23 protein-coding genes are annotated in these 20,553 nt (G+C 39.0%); 2 read left to right on the top strand and 21 right to left on the bottom strand.

The window, feature by feature from the left end; translation table 11 throughout:
- Positions 1-27 precede the first annotated feature (27 nt).
- From MMO38_RS14735 to MMO38_RS14720, 4 genes are all read right to left on the bottom strand, one after another.
- Positions 28-648, bottom strand: a complete 621-nt coding sequence (locus MMO38_RS14735) for a 2OG-Fe(II) oxygenase (protein ID WP_004671363.1) — start codon at positions 646-648, stop codon at positions 28-30.
- 205 nt (positions 649-853) lie between these two features.
- Positions 854-3,016 carry a malate synthase G gene (locus tag MMO38_RS14730; protein ID WP_241324012.1) on the bottom strand — a complete coding sequence of 721 codons (2,163 nt, stop codon included), beginning with the start codon at positions 3,014-3,016 and terminating at the stop codon, positions 854-856.
- A 291-nt stretch (positions 3,017-3,307) separates the two neighbouring features.
- Positions 3,308-4,453 carry a cell division protein ZapE gene (gene zapE / locus MMO38_RS14725; protein WP_004671365.1) on the bottom strand — a complete coding sequence of 382 codons (1,146 nt, stop codon included), beginning with the start codon at positions 4,451-4,453 and terminating at the stop codon, positions 3,308-3,310.
- 118 nt (positions 4,454-4,571) lie between these two features.
- Complete coding sequence (locus tag MMO38_RS14720; RefSeq protein ID WP_241324011.1) at positions 4,572-5,591, bottom strand: AraC family transcriptional regulator; 1,020 nt, start codon at positions 5,589-5,591, stop codon at positions 4,572-4,574.
- 155 nt (positions 5,592-5,746) lie between these two features.
- Between MMO38_RS14720 and MMO38_RS14715 the strand changes: the two genes are divergently transcribed.
- Both MMO38_RS14715 and MMO38_RS14710 read left to right on the top strand, forming a co-directional pair.
- On the top strand, positions 5,747-7,261 hold the full coding sequence (locus MMO38_RS14715; RefSeq protein WP_241324010.1) for an NAD(P)/FAD-dependent oxidoreductase: 1,515 nt from the start codon (positions 5,747-5,749) through the stop codon (positions 7,259-7,261).
- 47 nt (positions 7,262-7,308) lie between these two features.
- The gene (locus tag MMO38_RS14710; protein WP_005197155.1) at positions 7,309-8,226 is read left to right on the top strand and encodes a lysine exporter LysO family protein; all 918 of its coding nucleotides are present in this window, start codon (positions 7,309-7,311) and stop codon (positions 8,224-8,226) included.
- Positions 8,227-8,295: 69 nt separating this feature from the next.
- Here MMO38_RS14710 and pyrF read toward each other — a convergent pair whose 3' ends face one another.
- The 17 genes from pyrF to MMO38_RS14625 form a co-directional block, all read right to left on the bottom strand.
- A complete protein-coding gene (pyrF, locus tag MMO38_RS14705) occupies positions 8,296-8,976 on the bottom strand; it encodes an orotidine-5'-phosphate decarboxylase (protein WP_004671369.1) in 681 nt (226 codons plus the stop codon).
- Positions 8,977-9,258: 282 nt separating this feature from the next.
- A complete protein-coding gene (locus tag MMO38_RS14700) occupies positions 9,259-9,624 on the bottom strand; it encodes a lipopolysaccharide assembly protein LapA domain-containing protein (protein WP_004671371.1) in 366 nt (121 codons plus the stop codon).
- 14 nt (positions 9,625-9,638) lie between these two features.
- Positions 9,639-9,941, bottom strand: coding sequence for an integration host factor subunit beta (locus MMO38_RS14695; RefSeq protein ID WP_004671373.1), 303 nt, complete (start codon positions 9,939-9,941; stop codon positions 9,639-9,641).
- Between the two features lie 156 nt (positions 9,942-10,097).
- Positions 10,098-11,780 (bottom strand): 30S ribosomal protein S1, encoded by a 1,683-nt coding sequence (rpsA, locus tag MMO38_RS14690; RefSeq protein WP_005197163.1) that lies wholly within the window; start codon positions 11,778-11,780, stop codon positions 10,098-10,100.
- A gap of 114 nt (positions 11,781-11,894) precedes the next feature.
- On the bottom strand, positions 11,895-12,575 hold the full coding sequence (gene cmk, locus MMO38_RS14685) for a (d)CMP kinase (RefSeq protein WP_241324009.1): 681 nt from the start codon (positions 12,573-12,575) through the stop codon (positions 11,895-11,897).
- Positions 12,576-12,584: 9 nt separating this feature from the next.
- Positions 12,585-13,025, bottom strand: a complete 441-nt coding sequence (locus MMO38_RS14680; RefSeq protein WP_004671377.1) for an SRPBCC family protein — start codon at positions 13,023-13,025, stop codon at positions 12,585-12,587.
- Between the two features lie 70 nt (positions 13,026-13,095).
- Entirely contained in the window at positions 13,096-13,602 is a 507-nt protein-coding gene (gene tadA, locus MMO38_RS14675; protein WP_004671379.1) for a tRNA adenosine(34) deaminase TadA, read from the bottom strand.
- Between the two features lie 5 nt (positions 13,603-13,607).
- Positions 13,608-14,732, bottom strand: a complete 1,125-nt coding sequence (locus MMO38_RS14670; protein WP_241324017.1) for an enoyl-CoA hydratase/isomerase family protein — start codon at positions 14,730-14,732, stop codon at positions 13,608-13,610.
- A complete protein-coding gene (ung, locus tag MMO38_RS14665; protein WP_004671382.1) occupies positions 14,729-15,442 on the bottom strand; it encodes a uracil-DNA glycosylase in 714 nt (237 codons plus the stop codon). The genes MMO38_RS14670 and ung overlap by 4 nt, the downstream gene beginning before the upstream one ends.
- A 44-nt stretch (positions 15,443-15,486) precedes the next feature.
- Positions 15,487-16,083 carry a 6-carboxytetrahydropterin synthase gene (locus MMO38_RS14660; protein ID WP_005197174.1) on the bottom strand — a complete coding sequence of 199 codons (597 nt, stop codon included), beginning with the start codon at positions 16,081-16,083 and terminating at the stop codon, positions 15,487-15,489.
- Between the two features lie 102 nt (positions 16,084-16,185).
- Positions 16,186-17,145: a type II secretion system minor pseudopilin GspK gene (gene gspK, locus MMO38_RS14655; protein WP_241324008.1), complete on the bottom strand. Its 960-nt coding sequence runs from the start codon at positions 17,143-17,145 to the stop codon at positions 16,186-16,188.
- A gap of 5 nt (positions 17,146-17,150) precedes the next feature.
- Positions 17,151-17,768 (bottom strand): type II secretion system minor pseudopilin GspJ, encoded by a 618-nt coding sequence (gspJ, locus tag MMO38_RS14650; protein ID WP_241324016.1) that lies wholly within the window; start codon positions 17,766-17,768, stop codon positions 17,151-17,153.
- A complete protein-coding gene (gene gspI, locus MMO38_RS14645) occupies positions 17,768-18,154 on the bottom strand; it encodes a type II secretion system minor pseudopilin GspI (RefSeq protein WP_004671386.1) in 387 nt (128 codons plus the stop codon). The genes gspJ and gspI overlap by 1 nt, the downstream gene beginning before the upstream one ends.
- Positions 18,141-18,692 (bottom strand): type II secretion system protein, encoded by a 552-nt coding sequence (locus MMO38_RS14640; RefSeq protein WP_241324007.1) that lies wholly within the window; start codon positions 18,690-18,692, stop codon positions 18,141-18,143. The genes gspI and MMO38_RS14640 overlap by 14 nt, the downstream gene beginning before the upstream one ends.
- Positions 18,693-18,700: 8 nt before the next feature.
- Positions 18,701-19,312, bottom strand: a complete 612-nt coding sequence (locus MMO38_RS14635) for a TetR/AcrR family transcriptional regulator (RefSeq protein WP_171063481.1) — start codon at positions 19,310-19,312, stop codon at positions 18,701-18,703.
- 42 nt (positions 19,313-19,354) lie between these two features.
- Positions 19,355-20,128, bottom strand: coding sequence for a TatD family hydrolase (locus tag MMO38_RS14630; RefSeq protein WP_241324006.1), 774 nt, complete (start codon positions 20,126-20,128; stop codon positions 19,355-19,357).
- A 22-nt stretch (positions 20,129-20,150) separates the two neighbouring features.
- On the bottom strand, positions 20,151-20,495 hold the full coding sequence (locus MMO38_RS14625; RefSeq protein ID WP_004671391.1) for a PilZ domain-containing protein: 345 nt from the start codon (positions 20,493-20,495) through the stop codon (positions 20,151-20,153).
- Between the last annotated feature and the right edge of the window lie 58 nt (positions 20,496-20,553).

Raw genomic sequence — 20,553 nt, 5'->3', positions numbered from 1 at the left:
TGCTCACCTCCTCACTTTGTTCAAAGCTTATTTAAATAACTTTTTCAATTTCGCACTTAAACCATGTACAAAACGATGTTTGGCATTGGCTTTATCACTGGTTAAAAAATTGATTTGGATCGATTGACGTTGTCCTTCATAAGGGACATAGCCATGCCAACCATTATCAGTCACTTTAAAAGCAACCAACGTGCCTGGACCAGCATTAATTTCTTCGACATAATCATCCATGTTCTTTTCATCATTTAAAATACGAAGACGACCCGTAGGTGCATCCCACGATTCATTTAAATAAATCAAAATAGTCAATAACTTGGTCTTAGAATCAGAATGAATACGCCCATCTTTTTGACGAGAATAACCACGTAACGTAATCATCATTGGATGTTCCATCACATCTACATCAAATTTTTCAGTCAAAATTTGGCGGAACGCTTTACTATCTAATGATTTTAAAAAACGATCAAAGTTGGGTTTGATCTCTACATCTTCTATATTATAACTTCCACCTTGTTCAATCTTTGGAAAATCTTGAATGACGGCTTTTACTTCTTCGTCTACTATCGAGTTTTCCACAACAAAGTATGGATATGGAGATGTAGAAACTTGTGCTTGCTTTAAAGCATCTAATTTTAAAATATGAGACATCGTTACGATTCGACTGAATGATCAAATTAGAATGAATTATAGCAAATATTTCATTTGTATTATGTTTCGTGTTTTTAACAATTACTTCATATTCATTATCTCGCCAACATCATCTATCCCGTACTTCTGTTAACCCTATATTCCCCTCTACAAATTAATATGCATAAAAAAGAGCCTCCGTAGAGGCTCTTTGGATTAGATGAGATTAATCACCTGTATAACCTTTCAATTTTAAACGCGCAGCGTGTAACAATGGCTCTGTGTAACCTGAAGGTTGCTCTGCACCTTTAAAGATCAAGTCTGAAGCCGCTTGGAAAGCGATACCATCAAAGTTTGGTGCCATTGGTGTATATAGCGCATCATTCGCATTTTGTTGATCAACAATAACCGCCATACGTTTCAGTACGTCTTCAACTTGCGTACGCGTTACGATACCGTGACGTAACCAGTTTGCAACGTGCTGAGAAGAAATACGTAATGTTGCACGGTCTTCCATCAAACCAACGTTGTTGATATCTGGAACTTTAGAACAACCAACACCAAGATCAACCCAACGAACAACATAACCGAGAATACCTTGACAGTTATTTTCAAGTTCATTGTTCAGTTCTTCAGCCGTCCAATTTGTTTCAGGCGCGAAAGGAGGTGTTAACAAGTCATCTAAAGACAACATGTTTTCAGCAGCTAACTCATCTTGGCGTGCTTTTACATTGATTTGATGGTAATGCATTGCATGCAATACCGCACCTGTTGGTGAAGGAACCCATGCACAAGTCGCACCAGCATTTGGATGTGCAGTCTTGGTTGCTAACATGTCTTTCATGCTGTCTGGTTTTGGCCACATGCCTTTACCAATTTGTGCTTTACCTTGTAAGCCACAAACTAAACCAATCGCAACGTTACGGTTTTCGTAAGATGCAATCCATTTTTGTGTTTTAACAGCTTCTTTACGTACCATTGGCGCAGCTTCCATAGAGGTGTGAATTTCATCACCTGTACGGTCCATAAAGCCAGTATTGATGAAAATTGTACGGTCTTTAGCGGCAGCAATACAGTTTTTCAAGTTTACAGAGGTACGACGCTCTTCATCCATGATCCCGATTTTGAGTGTTTTTGCTGGTAAGCCAAGTGCTTGTTCTGCACGCTCAAATAGCTCAACTGCAAATGCAACTTCTTCTGGACCATGCATTTTTGGTTTAACGATATACATCGAACCTTTACGAGAGTTTTTGTTCTCGTTTTGACCACGGATATCTGCAATTGAAAGTAATGGCGTCACTAAAGCATCCATAATACCTTCAAAAACTTCTTCACCTTCAACCAAGATCGCAGGGTTTGTCATCAAGTGACCAACGTTACGAAGTAGCATGAGTGAACGACCATGTAATGTTGTGGTACCACCAATTAAGTTTTGAACGGTACGATCTTTGTTCAGCGCACGAGTAACGGTTTTGCCATTTTTCTCGATTGATTCTTGCAGATCGCCTTTCATCAAACCTAACCAGTTACGGTAGCCTTCAACTTTCTCTTCTGCATCAACGGCGGCAACAGAATCTTCTAAATCTTGAATCGTTGTAATCGCAGCTTCAAGCGTTAAATCCTTAACACCAGCAGCGTCAGTTTTACCGACTGGGCTATTTGCATCGATATCAATGATAACGTGTAAGCCATTATTTAATAAAACGATTTCCGTTGGATTGGCAGCATCACCATTAAAACCAACAAACTGAGACTCATGCTCTAAAGATGATGTAGAACCATCTTTCAAAGTGACGACTAAACGATTGTGATCAATCGCATATTTGGTCGCATCCGCATGTGAACCTTGCGCTAATGGGAAAGTTTGATTTAAGAAGTTCTTAGCGAATGCAATTACCTTATCGCCACGAACTGGATTATAACCCTTACCTTTTTCCGCACCGTCTTCTTCAGAAATTACATCTGTACCGTAAAGCGCATCGTATAAAGAGCCCCAACGTGCATTGGCAGCGTTCAAGCAATAACGTGCGTTACGTACAGGCACAACCAATTGTGGACCTGCCAATAAAGCAATTTCTTCATCTACATTTTCAGTTGTAACTTGGAAATCTGCAACTTCAGGTACTAAGTAACCAATTTCAGTCAAAAACGCTTTATATGCATTTAGTTCAAATTTATTGTTGCGATGCCATTCATCAATCTTCGCTTGGAGCTCTTCACGCTTAGCCAATAATGCTTTGTTCTTTGGGCTAAGATCGACAACGACTTGCTCGAAGTTTTTCCAATAAGTTTCACTGTCTAAACCAGAACCTGGTAAAGCTTCATTTTCGATGAAATCGTAAAGTTCTTTAGCAATCGCTAGCTTGCCTTTTTGAATACGTGCAGTCATTGTCTTTCCTGATGGTGCTAACTTTTTATAACAAGAAACCTAGTATACCGATTTATACTAGCCTGAATAGTAATATCACATTCCTAAATAGTAAGCATTTTCCAAGCAGAAGGTATTGACAAATATCAATTTACACCTTACCAGAAAAATAAAATATATAACGTCCTTACTGTTTCAGTTTGCAACACACTCAATTCTAAAACCTACCTAGTTATAGCAAAATTTAACCAAGAATAAAGCTTTCTCTATCTAAATTTATAAAAAAGACATTCCGAAGAATGCCTTTTAAATTTATGATGTTTTTGCAATTTGAATTTGCCGATGCTCAGAATTTAGATACTCATCCGATTGCATTTCTAACAATCTTGAACGCGTCCGCTCAATTTCAAATGCCAATCTATCCCCTTCATAAAGCTCAATAATTGAATCTTCTGAGGTTAGTAATAACTTCACACCGCGATCATAGAATTCGTCGACTAAATAAATGAAACGACGTGTTCCCTCTGACAAGAAATCAGTCAAATGCGGCACACCACTTACCAATACCGTATTATAAATATTGGCAATCTCGATAAAATCAGCAGGACTACGTGGTTTAAAACAGAGTTCCGAAAACTCACACCACAATACGTCTTCAGTGTGTCCCAAAGTCTCTACTACTCGATTGTTAATCATGATCGGAGAGTTTGACTGTACCTGAGTTTGTGTTAAAGCATGGAAACGCTCTGACATCCAAGACTGTACATCATGACCTAATGGGTGCTTAAACAACTGTGCCTGTTTTAATACCCGCAAACGATAGTCAATTCCTGCATCCACATTCAAAACTGTACAGTTTTTCTGTACCAATTCAATCGTAGGCAAGAACCGATCTCGGTGAATACCATTTTTATATAAACCTTCTGGCGCAATGTTTGACGTTGCAACCAGCGTAACGCCACGCTCGAATAATTTTTGGAATAAATCACTCAGAATCATTGCGTCAGTTACGTTTGATACAAAAAACTCATCAAAGCATATCACCACAGCATTTTTATAAATTTGATCAGCAACCGAATCTAGAGGATTACGCTGACCTGAAAGTTTATTTAACTCTTTATGTACATGCTGCATAAAGTGATGAAAATGCATTCGAATTTTGCGACGAAATGGAACTGACTCATAAAATTGATCCATGAGCCAAGTTTTTCCACGACCAACACCACCCCACATATAAACACCTTTAGGGTAGGTTTGACGACGGAAACGTCGAAATGCTTTTTTTGAAGCCTTATAGCGAGTGAGTAACTCTTTCCATACTCGATCTAACTCTTGCACTGCCTGAGCCTGAGCTTCATCAGGCATGAATTGTCCTGACTGAATTGCTTGAGCATAACGCTCAGCAGGTGACGTTGGAATATACGCAGTGCTATGTGAGTCTGGTTTAGAATTTGACATAAGGTGTTATTGCAATTTTAATTGAGGAAAATTATATCGAACATTGAGTTCAAAGACATTAGATTTTAGGCTTATTTATCATCAGGTTTAAACATCATAATGTACCATTTTTAATCATTTAATGATTTCGATTATATTGGCGAGGACTGTGTCCAAACCACCTTTTAAATGCATGATTGAAAGCGGCTGGCTCAGAATAACCTAACATTTCGGCAATTTGTTCAATTGAATATGAGCTGCCTTCGATGAATTTTATTGCCTTTTGCTTTATCAGCCTTTCACGAATTTCTTTATAGCTGGTCTGCATTTGCTGCAATTGATGCCTTAAAGTTCGCTCTGGAATTTTCAATGCATATGCTGTTTCAGTCATGGTTGGTATGACTCCATTTTGCAACTCTAGATAATCCTCGACATATTCGACGATCGTCACTTTTGAATCAGAAACTTTCTCTAATAGTTCTATGTCACGTAGGCATTTTTCTTCATACATTCTATAAGTCAGTGCATCAGCCGAAGGGACACTAACATCCAAAATTTGCGTATTTTCTAAAATAAATACGGCTTGCTTACACCCAAATTTGACATCTTGACCATAATATTGCTGATATGCAGCGGTGAGTTGCACATCATCGGGTCTTTGAAAAGGCAGTTCGATCTGAATATTGGGGGGTTCGAGTCCCATCATCTTAAATATATCTTGTAGGAACTTATAGGTTCCTGAGATTTCACATTGCGCTCTAAACTGCCCTAAATGGGTATCTAGATTAGTAGGTTGATAAAATAAATGAATCGCTTTATTGTCAATTTCGAGCTGTAAAGAACCAAATAAATGGGTTAATTGTTGGAAACGCACGCCATTCAACAAGGCATGATGTAATGTGTCACTGGTAACGATCAACATGAGAAAAGGACCGTATCCAGCCAGTGCATAATGCTGCCCAATGAACAGACCTTGTTCTGGCGCAATATCCTGACTAATATGTTGCAAAATATCCCATTCAATTGCATCAGGTATAATTGAACTTGGATCTAAAGCATCAGCCTGTATTCCCATATTTGCTAAACGTGCATCCACATCAATACCAACATGGCGCATGCCTTGAATCAAATACATCAATCCGAGGATAGATCTCTTCATAATTCTGAATACAATTCTCAAAACTTTAATGTTTTACTATAAAAACACATATAAATGAATTGCCGAAATGATCAAGTTTTACGTCTATACAATCATATTTAATCTCGCCAAAACCTTTAAACTGACACAAAATTTAGTGGTATAGGGCGTGGACTATGCGTAATGTAAACCAGAATGCAATTCAAAAAACTAAAGTTGCAATTATTGGTGCAGGTTTTGGTGGCTTAGCAATGGCAATTCGACTATTACAAAGCCAGATCAAGGATTTTGTAATCTTAGAAAAAACCAATGATGTTGGTGGTACATGGCGTGAAAACCAATATCCAGGTGCTGCTTGTGATGTGCAATCACACATGTACTCCCTGTCATTTGCACCGAAAACAGACTGGTCGAAGCGCTATGCTGAGGCAGATGAAATCTTTGATTATATTCAAGATATTACTGAACAATACAAACTGAAAGATTATTGTAAATTCAATCATGAAGTTACACATGCCGAGTTTGATGAACAACGTAATATCTGGACAGTAGAATTTAAAGACCAACCTACGCTTGAAGCGCAGTTTGTTATTTTTGCTTCAGGTCCACTCCATGTCCCTCAAGTTCCACATCTCAAAGGCATAGAAAAATTTAAAGGTAAAGTTTTCCACTCTTCTCAATGGGATCACGATTACGATCTAAGCGGTAAATCCGTTGCCTCTATCGGTACAGGTGGTAGTGCGATTCAATATATTCCTGAAATCGCACCCGAAGTTAAGCAGCTTTATGTCTTTCAACGTACTGCCGCTTGGGTGATTCCTCGTGATGAACGTAAATACTCAAAATTGAGTAAAACATTATTTAAAGCATCCAATCTCTATCGTCAAATTCACCGTAGTCGTTTGTACTGGACCAATGAATCTCGCGTTGTGCCTATCGTACAGCCTCAGATCATGAAATATGGTCAGAAACTTGCAGAAGCCTTTATTCGCTTCCAAGTCAAAGACAAAGCATTAGCGAAAAAACTGACTCCCGATTTTGTGATGGGCTGTAAGCGTATTTTGATTTCAAATAAATACTTCCCAACGTTCAATCGAAAAAATGTTGAATTAATTACCGATGGCGTTCAAGAAATCACAGAAAATGGCATCATGACCAAAGATGGTAAAGAACGTCAAATCGATTGCTTAATTTACGGCACAGGTTTTATCACTGATCCACGCATCTATTTAAAGCATTTCAATTGTGTTGGGCGCAATGGGATTGAACTCAAACAAGCATGGAAAGATGGCGCAGAAAGTTACTATGGTATCAGCACCAAGAACTTCCCTAACTTATTCCAGTTATTGGGTCCGAATACAATTCTTGGACATAATTCTGTGATTTTCATGATCGAATCACAAGTGAATTACATTCTTCAGTTGATCCAAACTGTTGATAAAACAGGCACCCAAGCAATTGAAGTCAAACACGACGTACAGGATCAATTTAACGAACGTGTCCAAGAACAACTCAAAGGTACTGTCTGGCAAGCTGGTGGTTGTAGTAGTTGGTACCAAGCAGCTGATGGTAAAAACTTCTCTTTATGGCCAACCTACACTTGGAGATTCTGGTTAGAAACCCGTAAAGTAAATGTAGCTGATTATAATTTTATCAGTACAACAGCAAATGTAAAAAACAATGCAGCCTAATCAATAATTCTTCATAATAAGCAGGTTATTCGTGACCTGCTTTTTTTATGCAATCTGTCGTCCTTATTTTCCAAATTTTTATTGCAATAAGCTTAGGCTATTTCTTAGCTCCCCACTTATCACAAAAAATTAAGCGATTTGTTTTTCAAATCCTGCCTTATTTTTCTTATGTTCTATTAATTAGTGTTGCATTTGAACTCAGCCAAGCGTTGAACCATATTCCAAACCCTGTTGCAATTTTACCACCTGCAGTATTAATCGCATTTACCACCTCGATCGGCTCATTTTTCATTTGTTTGATTACCTACAAAATCATTGATCGCCAAAGCGTACAAGGAAGAATTTCATTACATCTATTCATCAATGCATTGAAAAATATTGCTAAAGCTTTTTTAGCATTGGGTGTCGGAATTCTACTTGGCACACTTGTAAATATCTCTAATCTACAGATCACATTTAATAGTTGGTATTTATTATTGATATTTATCTGCTTGATCGGTATTGAGCTCGCCTTTACACAATTTGATCGCAGTTGGTTGAGTTGGAAAATTTTGCTTGTTCCAATTGCTGCCATCATTGGCTCGTGTTTAGCCTCTATTTTCAACTATTTTATTTTATCCAATGACTATAGCTTGAATGAAGTGATGGCTTTGGCTCAAGGCTATGGTTGGTATTCAATGTCTGGGATTTTATTCACAGAACTACACTCAGCCAAACTCGGTGGGATTGCCTTATTAACTGATCTGTTTAGAGAAATCTTTGCGATTATATTGATGTATTGTCTCGGTTGGCGTTTTCCACGATCGGCAATTTCAAGTGCTGGTGCAACCTCGATGGATGTCACACTCGCCATGGTCAAACAATCATGTGGTACGCATTACATACCACATGCAATGATGAGCGGATTAATTCTTTCGTTACTTGCACCACTGTTAATCAGCTTATTTCTAAATCTGAAATTATAATGGCGATGAAGTTTGCTAATCCGTCAATCACTCGATAGGCGAACACAGTTCGCCTATACATGAATAGATTTAAATCGAAGCTAAAATCGACTTTAACATTTCGGTTGGATTGTCTGCTTTGGTGATTGGACGACCAATCACCAAATGCGTAGAACCATCTTGCATTGCTTGTTTTGGTGTCACGATACGTTTTTGATCATCGGCATTTGAACCTTCAGGACGGATACCTGGCGTTACAAGTGCAAAATCTTGTCCTAGCATTTCACGTAAGATTTTTGCTTCTTGTGCAGAACATACCACTCCATCCAAACCACTTTCTTGTGTGAGTTTTGCTAAACGCTGTACCTGCTCAACGGGTTCAATATCCAAACCAATATCACGTAAATCTTCACGTCCCATCGAGGTTAAAACAGTCACTGCAATCAATTGAGTTTGATAATTTCCTGCCTGCAATCGCTCTACACAAGTTTCCATCATCTTACGGCCACCAGATGCATGGACATTGACCATCCAGACACCTAAATCTGCAGCTGCACAAACAGCTTGCGCTGTTGTATTCGGAATATCATGAAACTTTAGATCAAGGAAAACATCGAAACCTTTATCTTGTAGGTTTTTAACTATAGATGGACCTTCACGAGTAAAAAGCTCTTTGCCCACTTTTACACGACAAAGTGACGGATCAAGCTGATCTACAATAGTTAGGGCGTCAAATTGGCTTTTTGCGTCTAAGGCAACAATAATACTCACGAATCTAGTTCCATCACATAAAAATCACTTCATTATAAGATGATTAATAAAATGAACAAAGTAAGAAAGCATCCATAATGAAAAAAGCTTTCTCACCACGATACCTTTCAGCTATCTCTCAGTTCAAATAATATAGATTTAGCGACATCTGCTCGGCAGAAACGTTCCACATGAAAATATCTTGGCTTTCCTTAAAGTAAAAAAATAGCTCTTTAATCAAATAAAGAGCTATTTTTTTAGCTGTAAAATCGCTGGATTTTAAAGCACTTGAAATATCTTAAATTATAGCGGATTACGAGGTTGACTTTCTGGATTAATATCCATCACCGTTTTCTCATGTCTCACACTGGCTGCAACTTCTGCTGCAGCTTGCTGAGCAAGTTGAATTTGCTCTTTACGAAGATGGTCAATATCTTTACGTAATCGCTTGATTTCCCAACTCGTTTGAAAAACGCGAAAAACCTGTACGCCCAGCAATAATCCAACCACAACACCCAATGCTAAAGTCAATAAAAGCAAAAGACCTAAACGCATGGCAGGAACTTGAGTAAATAATAAATCTACTGGCAGCTCTGTTGGGTTTTGAAGCACTAAAGCAAGCGAATAGCCAAAAATAACAACGAGCAATGCAATTAATACATAACGCATAAACACCTCAACTCTTAATCAGCGGTTTCGTTTACTGCATCACGAAGTGCTTTACCTGGTTTAAAATGAGGAACAGCTTTTGCCGCAACATCAACAGATTTACCAGTTTTAGGATTTCGACCTAAACGTGGCTCACGGTGATGTAAAGCAAAGCTACCAAAACCACGAATCTCGATACGATCACCAGTTGAAAGTGCTTCAATCATTTGATCGATCATAATCTTTACAGCATCTTCCACTAATGGTTCAGCCAAGTGTGGGTTTTTAAGTGCAATCCGTTCAATTAAATCAGATTTATTAAGTGCTTCAGTAGTCATTGATGACCTCTTTAATTATTGCTACTTCTCAGTTTTTTAATAATAACCTGTTTAAATACAAAACGGTAGCGTAGTACATCAATACTACGCTACCGTTTACAGTATTTTTGTATAAAAAAGTACGTATCTGTTACAAGAAACGTACCTTTTAACAAATTACTTCATTTGAGCTTTAATTAAGTCACCAATGGTTTTAGGACCATTGCTTTCTGCAGTTTGAGTTGCAGCAGCTTGACGAACAGTGTTCACAGCTTCTTTCTCTTCAGCTTCGTCTTTCGCTTTGATAGACAAGTTGATAGAGCGAGACTTACGATCAACGTTGATGATCTTCGCTTCAACTTCTTGACCAACTTCTAGGAACTTAGTCGCATCTTCAACGCGATCGCGGTTGATTTCAGATGCTTTAAGAGTCGCTTCAATGTCATCAGCAAGTTTAACTGTTGCGCCTTTAGCATCAACTGCAGTTACAGTACCTTTAACTAAAGCACCACGTTCATTCGCAGCCAAGAAGTCATTGAATGGGTCGCTGTTTAATTGCTTGATACCAAGGCTGATACGGTTACCTTCAGCATCTACAGATAAGATAACTGCTTCAACTGTGTCGCCTTTCTTGTAACGACGAATCGCTTCTTCGCCTTGTTCGTTCCAAGAAATATCAGACAAGTGTACTAAACCGTCGATTCCACCAGATAAACCGATGAAGATACCGAAATCAGTGATTGACTTGATCGTACCAGAAACTTTTTCGCCTTTTTCATTTGCTTTAGCAAACTCTTCCCATGGGTTAGCACGAGTTTGTTTGATACCCAATGAAATACGACGACGTTCTTCATCAACTTCAAGAACCATAACATCAACTTCATCACCGATCTGAACAACTTTAGATGGGTGGATGTTTTTGTTTGTGTGGTCCATTTCTGAAACGTGTACTAAGCCTTCAACGCCTTCAGCGATTTCAGCGAAACAACCGTAATCAGTTAAGTTAGTTACACGCGCTTTAACGATAGAACCTTTAGGGTAACGGTTCATGATCGCTAACCATGGATCTTCGCCTAATTGCTTAAGGCCTAAAGATACGCGGTTACGCTCGCGGTCAAACTTAAGTACTTTAACTGTAACTTCTTGACCAACTTCAACAACTTCTGAAGGGTGTTTGATACGTTTCCAAGCCATATCTGTGATATGAAGAAGACCATCAATACCGCCAAGATCAACGAATGCGCCGTAATCAGTAAGGTTCTTGATTGTACCTGTAACTGTTTGACCTTCTTCAAGCTGAGCAAGTAATGCTTCACGGTCAGCTGAAGATTCAGCTTCCATAACTGCACGACGAGATACAACAACGTTGTTACGTTTAGCATCAAGTTTGATTACTTTGAACTCTAACTCTTTACCTTCAAGGTGAGTAGTGTCACGGATAGGACGCGTGTCAACTAAAGAACCTGGTAAGAATGCACGAACAGGACCGATGTCAACAGTGAAACCGCCTTTAACCTTACCAGAGATAACACCAGTAACGATTTCGCCGTCTTCAAAGATTTTCTCAAGCTTAGTCCAAGTTTCAGCACGTTTTGCTTTTTCACGTGATAAAACTGTTTGACCCATACCGTTGTCAAGTGCTTCAACCACTACGTCAACAGTATCACCAACTTGAACTTCAAGTTCACGTTGTTCATTTAAAAATTCAGCACGATCAACAACGCCTTCAGATTTAAGGCCAGTGTCAACAGTAACCCAGTCAGAATCGATACTAACAACAGTACCTTGGATGACTGCACCCTTTTCAACGTTGAGGTTTAATTCACTTTCTTCAAAGAGGGCTGCAAAAGATTCGGTCATGATATACCTGATAAAGTCCGCGGTCTTGGATCAGACAAGGCCGGTTTAGTTAAGTTGTTACATTGTCCAAAAAATCTGATCAAGCAATGCTTCAACTGATAAAAAATTGTGTATCTATTTTATACGGCTATTGATATAGTCAACCATCAACTGAAACACTTCATTGATACCTATTGTAGAACTATCAATGACATACGCATCGTCAGCGGGTCTAAGAGGAGCAACTGTACGCTCCATATCTCTTTTATCCCTAGCCTGTATGTTAGATAAAATGTCGCTTATTTTAGCATCAAGCCCCATGCCCTGCAACTGTTTTACACGGCGCTCTGCACGAGACTCAGCCGATGCCGTCAAATAAATTTTAGCTTGAGCCTCTGGAAAAATCGATGTCGCCATATCACGGCCATCGGCAACCAAGCCAGGCGTTTGGATAAATGCACGCTGGCGTTCAAATAATGCTTTACGCAATTCAGGAACAACTGCAACTTTAGACGCATACTCGCCAACCTGCTCAGTCCTGATGGTATTGGTGACATCAATCCCATCCAATAAGGTGAGTGTAGCTGTATCCGTCGTTTTGAACTCAATATCTAAATTTATTGCACAATCAATACATTGTTCTAATTTTACATCTAATTGGTCGAGCAAGCCTTGTTGAAACAATGACAGCCCAAGTAGACGATAAAGTGCGCCAGAATCTAATAAATTATAATGATAATGAGCAGCAATTTTTGCAGCCAAAGTCCCTTTACCAGATCCACTTGGACCATCAATCGTAATAATATGAACTGTCATTCCCATCTCTTATGCAGCAACTGATTTCGCTAATTTTGAAAAACCTAGTGTAATCGCTGCTTTGAGTTGTGCAAGAACTAATTTGCTTACAAAAGGTGCTTTTGCTGTAAATTCAATCTTATAGGTTACCAAAGTGATATAGGGGGTGATTTCTTTGAAATCAATTTGCCCTAAATGGTGCTTAACCAACGGATTATTGATTAACTTGTATTCAATGCGCTGGTTTTCTTCCAACAACGTGATTTCTTCTTGCAGTGGTTTAATTGGACCAAAACCCATACGACGAATTGAACCAATACCATCTGGACGTTCAGGATCGGCAGAGTCTTTTACTCGCACCACTTGTAACGGTGCAAACGCTTTATTATAAGTCGCGTGTTTTGACAACAAGTCAAAAACCTCAGAAATAGGTGCATTGAATTCTTTTTGTATGGTGATTGCATTACGCATAGTTTCGCCTTTTTGATTAAACCAAAATCATCGGAGGCTTAGTTTGCCATAACAGCTAAGACATTTTTAATCATTTTAGGACGTTTTTTGATAAACGGTTTTGCTTCTTTTCACTTCTTCTTTGTTTAAAAAAATCACTAAGTTGGGTTGAACATTGCGCTTGCAAGCAACCTTGTTCAAAGACAAATTTATGGTTGTAATAACCATTTTCAAGCAGTTGACGGGCACTGATCAGTGAACCCGCCTTAGGCTCTGTTGTTGCAAAAACAACACGTTGAACACGCGCATGAATTAAAGCACCCACGCACATGGTGCAAGGCTCGAGCGTGACATAAAGTGTGGCATCATCTGGCAGGCGGTAATTATTGATAGATTGACAGGCCATACGCAGTGCTTGAATCTCGGCATGTGCTGTCGGGTCAGAAAGTTTAATTGGGGCATTATAGCCCACCCCAATTATCTCACCTTGGCTGACAATAACAGCTCCCACAGGGATCTCACCCTGTGCAGCCGCTAATGCAGCCTGCTCATAAGCAAACTGCATCCAAAATTCATCATTGCTATTATTTTCGCTCATACGCCTTAAGCAATAATACCGTATTGTCTTAATAACGCATTCCAACTATCAATATTGGTCACTGGAGGGCAATCAGACAAAATATCTTTTAAGGTGATGTTCTCGGTCGCTTTCCATTCTGGAGAAAGATCTTTATCTACCAAGCGCGCGCGTACGCCTTCTACAAAGTCAGGATGACGGATTTTCCAATCAGAAATCTGAGCTTCTAGCGCAAAAACTTCATCCCAAGCATGTCCTTGTTTACCCCACTGCCAAAGCAACCAAGTAATAGCGGCCGTACTTGGCGAGCCTTTTTGCAGATTCTCACTTGCTTGGCGCAACCAATCACTGCTTGCCTCACTCAACCCAATAATTGCTTGATAATCAAATTCAAAGTTTTGACCACGACAAACACTGTGAATAACATCGATCGAATTTTGCAAAGGACCTGCGGCAACCGGACGGTGAAGACTATTTAATGTGTCATCAATGGCACGGAAAGCACCTGCTGGATAATGATTCCAGTCTACATTTAAGACTTTTTGCAAGACATTATCACGCTGCGCTTCACAAATATGAGTTGCCCAGCCGATGCTAAATGCACCTGCTGCAGTCATAATTGAACCAGTTAAACCCGTAAATAGCCCAATTTGCCCTCGATCTGCAAGGAATCGACTTCCACCGACATCTGGATATAAACCGATATTGATTTCTGGCATAGCCAAACGTGAATAAGGTGTAACCAAACGAAATGGTGCAGCCATAAATAGACCAAGCCCACCACCCATTACATAACCTTCACCCCATACCACAATCGGTTTAGCATAATTGTGAAGCAATAAGTCTAATGCATATTCTTGCTCGAAGAATTTATTTGCAGTATTAACCTCATTATTTACAACCAGTTGACGAAGTTTACGCACATCGCCACCCGCGCAAAAGGCTTTAGGTGTAGTTGAGTCTAACCAAATTGCTTTGACACTTTCATCATCATGAAAGTGTTCAAAGACGCGAAAAAGTGCACTTACAATAGACTCATCTAATGCATGTAAAGATTTTGGTCGATTAAGACGAATGACTCGCCAACCATTTTTTTCTTGCTCAATAACCAAATCAGGATGATAGCTATTTAAATCAGGAGAAGTCATTATGCGTCCAATTGCCAGTCTATAGGCTCAATGCCATGTTGTTTCAAATAATGATTGCTTTTAGAAAATACTTTACAGCCAAAAAAACCACCGCGGTTTGCCGCCAAAGGTGATGGATGAGCTGCGCTTAATACAAGATGTTTGTTGCGATCAATACGTTGTCCTTTACGCTGCGCATAAGCACCCCATAAAACAAACACCACATGCTCTCGTTGCTCATTTAGCACATCAATCACAGCATCAGTAAAATCTTCCCAGCCTTGTTTTTGATGTGAAGTGGGTTGTCCTGCCTCTACGGTCAGTACACTATTCAACAACAACACACCCTGCGCTGCCCACTTGCTCAAATCACCATGTCGAGAAATAGGCACAGCCAAATCACTGTGCAACTCATGAAAAATATTACGTAAAGAAGGTGGTAATGCAACACCTCTTTGTACAGAAAAACTTAAACCATTGGCTTGATTTGGACCATGATATGGATCTTGACCTAAAATCACGACCTTTACTGCACTCAAAGGCGTTGTATTTAATGCATTAAAAATATGTTTGCTTGGTGGGTAAATCGTCTTCTCAGCAAGTCTTTGTTGTTGCAAGAACGCGCGTAAATGATCCATTTTCTGACTGAGCAGAAACTCGGACAATGAGACTTTCCATGACTCATCCAGTTGAACTTTACTTAACTTGTCCTGTTGCTGTTCAGTAAATTGCATCAATATTCCTTGAAATAAATTCACTCCCTTGAGTGAGGACGTACTTAAATATTAACTTGTAGTTCTACATTCGGGTTTTGAAATCTGATTCCCTTTTTCAAGCGCTCATACATTTGTGGATCACTCCACTCACTTTGAACCTGCTCTGAGAAAACGATTTGATCTAGGCTCAACATGCCCATTTGTTCATTATCAATATCTTCTTGAAAACTTTGTGCATAACCCGTATCAGTTTCGTGAACAATCACCGAATAAACCTCAACATCCCCTTCGCCATTTTGGGTAACTGTTGAATTTAATACCTGTTGCGCAAGAAAAAAGAAAATACGAGAAAATTGTTCTGCTGATGGTGAAACAGGCAAAGCCACCCAACGTGCGCTAAAGGTTTTGCATGCATCAATATACGCAGCATCGTCTTTTTGCCAATAACAAATCGCATGATCAAAACTATCAAATAGTTCTTTAATCACGCCTTTAAGCAGCCCAAAATCATAAACCATTTGCCCATGATCTAACTTTGACGCTTTTAGTAATAATTCAACTTTATAGCTATGCCCATGAATCGAACGCTTACAGCGATCCGATGTACAATTCCGTACGATATGAGCGTTTTCAAACTTAAATAATTTACGAATTAACATGCACCAAGCTGATCTTTTTTGCAAACAAGCTTTATTATAAAGCAAAAAAACAAGCATTGGGATTGAATTTAAATCTTGTGACTATTCAATAATCCAATCTAATCACTTAAAAGGAGCAAGACTTCTCGAATAGACTGTAACTTGTTTATCTTGACGATGCATTGAGCTGCTAAATTGACGCTTCCGCTCACTTAAAACAACTTCTATTTGTGCAGTAAAAAAAGAGGATTTACTGTCTAACCACGTCGCCGCATCTGCCTTATTTTGCTGATCTATTCCTGAAAAAGCATTGAGCTTCCATAAATCTTCAACATTATTGAAATATGATAAATCAGCTTGTTTTGTTTTTAATTCTTGTTCTACAGCATTGACATCGACGCTTGGATCAATACTTGCGAGCAATAATGCAGGTGCCGTATTCATATTAATTTTTGTTGGTTCTGGCAATGCCGTAATATATTGCTTAATCAAATCGTAGTTTTTCCCTTCGAAGCCCCTAACCAACTTCAATTCTTCAACACTATGAAATTTGGTATTTGGAGCTAGATAAGAAGGATCTAATCCTTGATAATAATTACTCTCAGCCCCCATAGCCCCTGTTGTTTCATCATCAGTATCTTGCCAATCGATCACAGCTTGGCTTAGCTCTGCAGGCAAACCCACACGCTGTAAAAGTTTTTCAAACCAACGCCGTGCTAAATCATCAACTTCATTGCCATTTGCTTTTACCAAATTATTTAAGTTGAATTTTCCAGATTCATCCACTAAACGACCTTGAACAGTACCACCATCAACAGGAAATGATGGCATTGGTTTGGCCCAATTCTCCTGTAAATGATCAATATTGTTACCATTGTCACTATCTTGTATTAGCAACTCTGAGAAAAATGCCTCAGCACTTTTAGCATAAAGCAAAGATTGATTTTGACGCATCAAATAGCCTGTATTCTCAACACTATTACTTTGTCGTTTTGCGATGGTTGCTGCAAGAATCGTCGCAAGTGCAACCATAACCAAGATCGTAAGCAATGCAATACCACGTTGAGACGCATATGTCTTCATAGCAATCACTGACCACCCTGATTTTTACTGACCAAGCTATATATCCACTCATAGTCTGTACCTGCGACCGTGAGTTGTATTTTAAAACCTAATGGTAATTTTTTTAATTCATCCACATTATTTGGATCACCCGTGTTTTCTGGCCACTCAGACAATTCTTGAGGGTTCAATACCAGTACTTTAAACTGATCAACATTTTCCAACAAAGTACTTGAGATCGGCTGCACACGATTTGGGATATTTAAATTTGCATATTTCAAGCGATATACTTTTTTTTGTGCTTCATCAAAACGATATTCTATACGTTCGTATGGTGATAAGCCTTGTTTCAATGGATCTGACACACCAGCTTTACTGAACATAAAACTTTGATCATTTAACAGCACAGCGGCTTGTAGTTGTCGTCCATCATTGGCAGTCAAGGGAATAATTTGTAAGCTATCTCTTAAAACCTGTTGGTAAGCATCCTGTAACGCGAATAAATGCATTTCATGTTCTGCATTACGATCTTTGACTTTCAGCAAATAGTCAAACACCTTCCAACCCAACATCGAAAGCACAGCAAAAATCGCAATCGCAACCAGCAATTCCACCAAGGTAAAGGCTTGCTGTTTATGTTTCATCATGTCTTCGCTTGTTCAGGATAGTTAAAAAATACAATATTGCTAATACCTGCTTCTACTTTATCCTGATCGACGTTAAACAAACTTATCTGTAACTCAATACGTTGTATTTTGGGACTAATTGTAGGTTCGGCTTTTTTATCAATTTGCCACGTTTCGCCCTGCGAAGAAACTTGCTTGGATTGCGTTCCATCCAACCACTCTTTATTCATTTCCATCATCGCAACTTCATTCATTGCAACAAATTGAGCTTTGGTCCGCAAAATCGCATTTGACGTTGCTTGTGTGTATTGCATTGCAATTTTAGTCAATGCAATTGCTGCCACAGCAAAAATCGCAAGTGCGACCATGACTTCAAGTAAGGTAAAAGCCTTATTCTTCTTCATTCACTTTACCCAAATGATCCAGCGACAGCTCATGTCCAATCGGTCGTTGCTCATAATAAAATTGGATTCTAACAGGCTTTACCTCGCCATTTCCAAACCAAATCAGTTGTGGCGCCCTGCCACCTAACAGATCGTCATTCTGTGCTCTTTTATAATTTTCAGTATCTAAACTTTGAATGCTAAAAGACACATTTTTCGGTAACTGACGAGGTTTAAACTCCTTATAAACCTGCCAAATACGATCCGCATGTTGGATTTGTTCATGACTCTGATCGTAATATTCAAATAGGTTATAGCTAAATGGTGCAACATCAGTTGCATTCTGGGTATTTAATGCAAAAACTTTCGCTTGATCTGTGGCTTCTTTATTAATTTTCTTAAGATCAAGGATAAACATTTCTCTGGCTTGCATCGCTCGGCGTTGATCAACACCACCAATATTCAAGACCACCAACGATGTCATGACGGTCATAATCACAATCACCACCATGATCTCAATCAGGGTAAAAGCTCGTTGCGACCTCAGTGAAGACTTCATTGTATTGGTCACGAAGATGAAACTTGTTCAAGCTGCTTAGGCATCGCCAAAGCTTGTTCAATGTAAGCCACTCGTAATGTATCTCTAGAACCTAAATAACGCTGATAAAAACTTGAGTTCAGGATCACAGCCGCGCCATAGGTCAAAGACCAAATAGATGCTAAATAATCACGGGTCGTCATCGCACTATTAATATCAAGCAAATAACTTTCCGTCATGCGAATAATAATACGTAAACGTTGGCGACGAATCTTATACAACTCACTAAATAACTGCTGGATACCTTGTGCTGTCGTAGATAAACGCTCTTCTATCTGATGAAATAACGCTGTGCGCTCAGGATGATGCAGATGGTGCAACATAAAAAAAGCCAAATGTTCAGGAAAACTTTTTTCTATATCTTGAATCATTTCTAACAACATTCGTTCATTGCGAATAATCAACAACATATATAATTCATCTTTACTCTGAAAGTGCTTATATAACGTACCTTTCGCAAGATCCAACTCAGCCGCAAGAGCATCAAGCGTCATGCCCGCTTCGCCATTTTCTAATAGGAGTTGCTCCGCGATTTGAAAAATTAATACTTCTCGTGCTCGAAACTGAGCTTGACGATCCATTTTCACGTGATAACTCTCTTTCCTAATACAACATAAAACCGTTTATTTAAAATTTAAAAGATTTTCAAAATTCCGTGTTGTAATCACACCAATCTCTTCAACTGATTTATGATATACATCAGCCAAGGCTTTTGCTACATACGGCACATATTTAGGTTCGTTGGTTTTTCCTCGATAAGGCATAGGTGCCAAATAAGGACTATCCGTTTCAATCAGTACCCGATCTAATGGAACTTGTTTTGCAACATCACGCAAATCTTGTGCATTTTTAAATGAAATAATGCCAGAAAACGAAATATAATAGCCACAATCTAAAACTGCTTTTGCCGTTTCCCAGTCTTCAGTAAAACAATGCAATATGCCATGGCTAGATTGTTCAGCTTGAATAATATCAACTGTATCGTGCTTAGCAGAGCGTGTATGTACAACCACTGGCTTCTTCACAATTTTTGATGCTTGAATATGTCGAGCAAAACACTGTTTTTGCTCAGCGACAAAATCTGTGCTGTGATAATAATCTAAGCCTGTCTCTCCCAAAGCCCAGACCTTTTCGGATTGGGCTAGTTCGACTAAATAGTCCGTTGTCGCACGTGCCATCACATGACCATCTTCACAGGGATGCACACCCACTGTATAGCCCACATCATCATGACGGGAAGCAATTTCTGCCAGTTTAATATGGTCATCAAGATCAACAGAGATTCCCATAAATTTTGAAACACCGGCAAGTCGAGCTTGTGCGAGTGCTTGATCTAGATCCCCATCATAAGGACTCAAATCTAACAGGGTTAAATGGCAATGCGTATCAACAAACACTCTTTCTTCCTATTCATTTTGCTTACATCGTATAACTTGGACGATCCATTGCTTTAGAACCTGCCAATAATTTCTCAGCTTCGTTCTTATAATACACACCTTTTTCGCCAGCCAACTGGATCGCAAAACCTTGTGGCTTGAAATGTGTCTGTTTGTGCGAGATCCAAATGACTTTACCTGTGAGCGGGATTTTTTGTGATTGCTCTGGTAGTGTCGCCAAAATAAAAACTTCCTGTCCCATTTTTACTGCTTGTTTAGTTGGGACAAATAATCCGCCTCCTTGTACAAAAGGCATATAGCTTGATTGTAGAGTAGCCTTATCAGGAATATTGACCTGTATAATCCCACCCATCATTTGATGTTGCATAACCTTCCCCTGTTAAATACATAAAATTATCAATATCATTCAACATTGATAAACTTAT

The organism is Acinetobacter sp. NIPH 1852 (assembly GCF_022549455.1).
Taxonomy (GTDB): domain Bacteria; phylum Pseudomonadota; class Gammaproteobacteria; order Pseudomonadales; family Moraxellaceae; genus Acinetobacter.
This window is presented reverse-complemented; position numbering and strand designations above follow the sequence as displayed.